The sequence below is a fragment of the Cellvibrio sp. genome, assembly GCF_053579595.1.
This window is the reverse complement of the sequence record NZ_JBRFPI010000329.1, coordinates 1-5,250: the sequence shown is the minus strand read 5'-3', so window position 1 is coordinate 5,250 and position 5,250 is coordinate 1. Positions and strand designations below refer to the sequence as shown.

Sequence of the window (5,250 nt, the reverse complement as noted above, 5' to 3'; positions counted from 1 at the left end):
GTTGCTATTGGATTTCTGAACGGTAGCGGCAATAAAAATGATGATTTTATTGCCGCAATCTGTCGTATTTTTCTCTTTTAATGTTGCAATATGCGCCGCCTATTTTTGTTGGATAATATGTTGTTGGATTATTCAGAAAGTATTTGCCCGAATAAAGTGACAACTACATCTTTTACTGGAATATCTTGCGGAAGATGCGGGCCCACTTCGTAACAAATATCATTGATCGAGCGATTGCCATCGACGAGCGACAATATCGCATCTATCAATGGGTGCGAATCCTTGCTGGAGTAATTGTTTTGTGGGATGGGCAAATGATGCATCACCAACCAGGCTGTTAGTGCACCTGCAATAATTGGTGCTTCCTGCCGCGCTTCGGGTTTTGCTGCCCGAAAAGTCCAGACCTGTTCCTGGCGAAAGCGCGCCTCCAATGGCGAGCGTAGATAATCTGTATTGGCTATAGATTCTTCAATTAATGTAAATCCGGCGAGCGACAAAAATTCTTTGATTTCTGTCGCTGTGTATTTTAATTGCACCGGCAAATGACGGGTGAATAACAGGGGGCCTGAATTTAACCAATGCCCACCCGGAGCAAGTTTTTCATAAATAATTGCGATTAAATCCCTGACATCTCCGCCGTTAACATCGATAAACCACGGGGTAATAATCAAATCAAAACTGTCGCGCGCAAAAGGCAGCTGCCATACATTGGCGCCCAAGGGAAACCAGGTTGAGCGCGCATTGTCAGTATCTTGTGGTGGCTCCAATTGCCAGCAGTGTGCGTGCTGAAATCCAATTTGTGGAAAATTTTTGAATTCACCAATCGCAATTGTCTGGCGTTGATGCACCAACTCATCAGCAGCTGCCAGTACAAGCGGATTCGCATCCAGTGCGACGGTATATTCCGGTTGCAAACGGATATGCAGATCCCAACTCAATCGGCCGGCGCCTGCACCGAGCACCAATATGCGTGCCGGTTTTTGTGGTAGTTTTTCAATTTCAGTCAATGTGCGTTCGAGTGCAGCGGTGTTTTCCGGGTTGGCATTTGTGGTTGAGTCCCATGCCCAGTCGCGTAATAACAAGTCAAAATATTCGCTCAAATCACCGGGGTTCATTTGGCTTAATTGCTCATCCGGGATTGGATTGATGCCGCGTTTCTGCATGAGCGAAATAATGGTGTCGAGATTAACCTTGCTCGCTGTTTGTATCTCGGTGAGTCGCTGGCGGGTTGCGTCAGTTAAATCGTAGCGCGACAAGGATTCATGCAAGGTCGCCAGGCTTTGCAGTGCCATGTACTGCAGACTGGCTGTTTGATGTTGCCAGATCAGTTTCTGATGGACCCCTGCAGGAAATAAACAGGGCACTTCGCCCAGTGAAAAGTAAGTGGTTCCGCAGTGGGTGCATTGGAGTGTGTCGAATTGAAATCCCTGCTGCACACTGCTGCCGCAGTTTGGGCATCGGAGTGCTGCAATAAAACGCTCAGGATATTGCTTGTTATTATTCATTCGGTCTTTACCAGAGTCAGGTTCGAAAAGTGGTAGTTGGGCAATTGCAAAATAGCTTTATGAAAAACAAAACGCCTTCTACAGCATGGCAGTAGAAGGCGTTTGTTCACAGCTTGTCAAACGAATAGCGTTACACGAGACCTAAAGTGCTGCTACCGAGGTTGATGCCGGTCAGGCCCATACCCTTGGGAATTGCTCCATTTAGATCATACACATTGCCGCCTGAGCGAGCGGAGAATCCACTTGCAAAACCAGGCATTTGAGTGGCGACGATAAATGGGCCGTTACCAGACGTGTGATCCATACCGTTACCCATACAAGTGACTTGGACGACAACTGTAGAATTGATAAGCGGTTGACCATCCGGGCCGGAGGTTTTGCGCAGTTTATCAATCAGGTAAGCGGGTACATCGTTCAAGTAGCGCCACATTTCGACAAACGCACTGTTGTTAGGTGCGCCGTGACAAGCTTGGTGGGCGTCCTGACTCCATGAAGTGTTGTGGCCAGTCCAGTCGCCCTGGTGGTTACCCAATTGCAGTGTCGCCACTTTTGTAATTCCACAAGCAAGTGCTGCGACAATAATGTCGGCTTGCGATTTGCCGGTCGCTTGCATGTTGGCCACACTCGGAGTAATGGTGCTGCCGCAGTTGGTTGTGGTGGTGCCGCCGCCGTTATTTTCGTTGGCAGTATTGGTTTTGATTTTCTTCAGTGAATCAATGTGCTCCTGATAGCGCGCATATTCTTGGGTGCTCAGCTTGCTCTTGATGGAATCCAGTGCGCGCAGTTGAGCATCATAAGAAAGTGCATAGGTAGTATCAGGGGTGGTTCCACCACCGCCACCAGTACCGTTGAAAATACTTGCCAATGCCTGGGTCGGGTTGTCCTGGCACGGGCCGATATTGCTACATAGGGTGCCGTTGGTGGTTGCTTTTGCACCTAAATAGATAGACGAGCGTGGGGTCGTACTACCGAGCACGGATGCAATACGTTTATCCATCGTAGGCGAGTTGTAATCTGTAACGCCCAGTGAGTTAAGTGCAGTCGCATGACCTGAGGTGATTACATCGACCTGACGGAAGTGGCAGATATCAGAAACCGCATAACCTTGCGGGCCGTAGGGTCGAGTGATCTGATTCATCTGGCTTGCGCTGGTCGGCATCCACTGGCCGGCCGCTGCACCGCTGTTCAGGTAGCAAAAAACCACGCGCTTGTTGACGGCGGTTTGCGCCATAGCATGACGGTTGGCAAGCACCCCGCCGAGCACGGCAGAACCACGTAACAGGCCAGCAGCAATGCCGGATTTAGCAATCAAGTCCAGAAAGCGGCGGCGGTCTTGTTTTACAAAATCTTCGCGGATTTGTTTGTTGCCGCTGTAATAATCGTCTTTTAAATACGCGTTAAGTGCGGCAGGGCCGTCTTCGAGCTTTTTCTGATGCGCCATCGCCTCAAGGGCGTCCTCTTCGGGCATGTGACGAAATTTGCTATCAATCTTTTTCATAACCAAACCTCTTGGATTTAGAATTCTGTTTTTGGTTGTCTCTCTGATAGGTGGGGTTGCCCCCACCTACAAGGCCTTAGCGGCGGAAACGAATCACGTTGGACATACCTAACTCTTTCAGCATGGCGCGCGGATTGCCATTGCTTGCGGTGAGTCTGGTTTTGAGTGCATCGGATACGCAGGCCAGTTGGCCTTGCTGCTGGGCTGAGAGCGCTGGTTCCTGAGTGTCATCCTGGAATTGTCTGCTGAGCGAATAACCTGTCGCATAGCGGAACGATTTTTGGATCAGGCACGCATTGATACCTGGCAGGCTGTTAGCCACCATCACTTTGCCCAAGTCTTTTGAACCGTTGAATGAGATGCCGGGTGAACCAGTATCTTTTTCATTGTTCACTTCGTTGAAGCCCACAGTTCCTACACCGTTAGCGCCAAACAGGCGGCCACCGTTGTTAACCATCGGCACCTCAACCAGATTGGTGCGCGCTTCGTTGCCGTTGAGGTCCAGTGCTTTTTGTACAACTTTGCCGTTGCTTAGCGCGCGAGGCATACCCAAGTGGTCGAAATCATCTACCGCAAACAGTGGGTTGATAATCGCGTTGTGGCATTGGGCACATGGGGTTCCCGGTACGGCGGTTTGCATATCGTAGAACTGGGTCGTGGTCAGGTTACCGGCTTCCAACGCTTTTTGGGCGTCAGCAGCAGCCTTGTCACGCAGCCCGGTGTTGTCCTCGAACGAGGTTGGCAAAGGGATGTTCTGACACAGCATATCCTGACGTACATGCACAGCACGTTTGATTGGCGAGGTGCGGCCTGCATGTGCATTCACGGTCATGAATGCGCCAGATGCCAATACACCGCCGCGCTTGGAGTTGGCAGTATTTACCATCCGCCAATCCGTTGCGCTCGTACCACCACCAGTTACACCGTAGTACTGTGACAAGGTGCTGTTGAGGACGGTGTAATCACCGGTATAGATGTCGGTAAATGGCAAGTTGTTGTAGAACGCGTATTTGTAAATTTCGCGAATCTCTTGCGCCATCGAATCTTTCACTGCTTGATTGAAGTTGGCACCTCCGGTACGGCTCATATCAACCACGCTGTCTGTGCGGAACCACAGGCCAGCGAAGCGGCCAATTTGGGCTTTACCCAGATCTGAATCGAGCAAGCGATCAATTTGTTGTCCGAGTGACGTGGCGTTTTCAAGTGAGCCATTGGCGGCTGCGCTCAACAACGTCCGGTCAGGTGCGCTGCCGGTGTACATATAGGCTAGTGCAGATGCAAACTCGTAAGGATCTAACGCGTAAGCAGTACCATCAGCGCTTTGGAACACTGAACCATTACCCCAGGATTGTGAACGCGCCTGGCTAACCGGAATACCCAGCTCGGTGCGGTACAGGAATTGCGGTGACATCAACACAGTTTGAATAGCCCAGCGCAGACCGGTTGAACCGTTGCGAACAATTGCGGTGTACTCGGTTTTCTCATCGTTAGTTAATGGACGACGGAAGGCCATGTAGGCGAAGTTGTCGATGAAGCTGGTCGCACAGTTTGCCGAGGTGGTATCACCACAGTTGTTCAGCGTCACTGCATTGTTGGCAATTGCCCAGCTGGCGATATCTTCAGCGTTTTTCTTGTAAGACAACAAGCGCGCTTCAGATACTGGCTCGGTCATGTGGTTTGGCAGGTTCGCAACAGTTTTGTCGGCGTTAGCCAATTCTTTCGAGGCAAAGTTGGCTGGCAGTGTTCTGTTAAACAATGCTTGCAACGAGTTGTGGTATTCGAAAGAGGTCAGCAGCTTCACCGAGCGCATACCGTATTTAACCGGTGATGTTGTATCACAAGCTACGGCGCCGGTTTGTGTGCGACCTTTGAGCGACCAGAGATAAGCTGCCAAATGATCTGCACAGTTAGCGTCGGTGCAACCGCCCACACGTGGAAGCATTTGCTGACTGATGAACGTGGCCAGTCCTGCAACATTGGCGTCAGTGTAGTTGTTGACCGCGAATCTGGTTGGATAGGTAAAGGAATTCACATTGAACGCGAAGCCTTCAAATACACCATCGCTATCTGGATCTTCGTGGCAACCTGCACAACCCTTGGTCTTGAAGATATTTCCACCGGTGGTGGCATTGCCAAGGAAGGTTGCGCTGCTTGAACTGCCTGAGCTTACGGAGGTAGCACTTCTGCTCGATGAGCTAACCGATGTAGCACTTCTGCTGGAAGAGCTGGCAGAGGTAATCGGAGCGC

The 5,250-nt window shown here is 50.5% G+C and carries 3 protein-coding genes; all 3 read right to left on the bottom strand.

Annotated elements, in window-relative coordinates:
- Window positions 1-128: 128 nt before the first annotated feature.
- The gene (locus tag ACWA6V_RS16885) at window positions 129-1,505 is read right to left on the bottom strand and encodes a hypothetical protein (protein WP_449523587.1); all 1,377 of its coding nucleotides are present in this window, start codon (window positions 1,503-1,505) and stop codon (window positions 129-131) included.
- Window positions 1,506-1,635: 130 nt separating this feature from the next.
- Window positions 1,636-3,003, bottom strand: coding sequence for a DUF1552 domain-containing protein (locus ACWA6V_RS16880; RefSeq protein WP_449523586.1), 1,368 nt, complete (start codon window positions 3,001-3,003; stop codon window positions 1,636-1,638).
- 76 nt (window positions 3,004-3,079) lie between these two features.
- A partial coding sequence (locus tag ACWA6V_RS16875; protein WP_449523585.1) for a DUF1592 domain-containing protein occupies window positions 3,080-5,250 on the bottom strand: 2,171 nt, incomplete at its 5' end.

Bases quoted from the DNA above. Each gene is read 5' to 3' on its own strand.
- ACWA6V_RS16885 (WP_449523587.1), bottom strand. From the start codon at position 1,505: ATGAATAATAACAAGCAATATCCTGAGCGTTTTATTGCAGCACTCCGA.
- ACWA6V_RS16880 (WP_449523586.1), bottom strand. From the start codon at position 3,003: ATGAAAAAGATTGATAGCAAATTTCGTCACATGCCCGAAGAGGACGCC.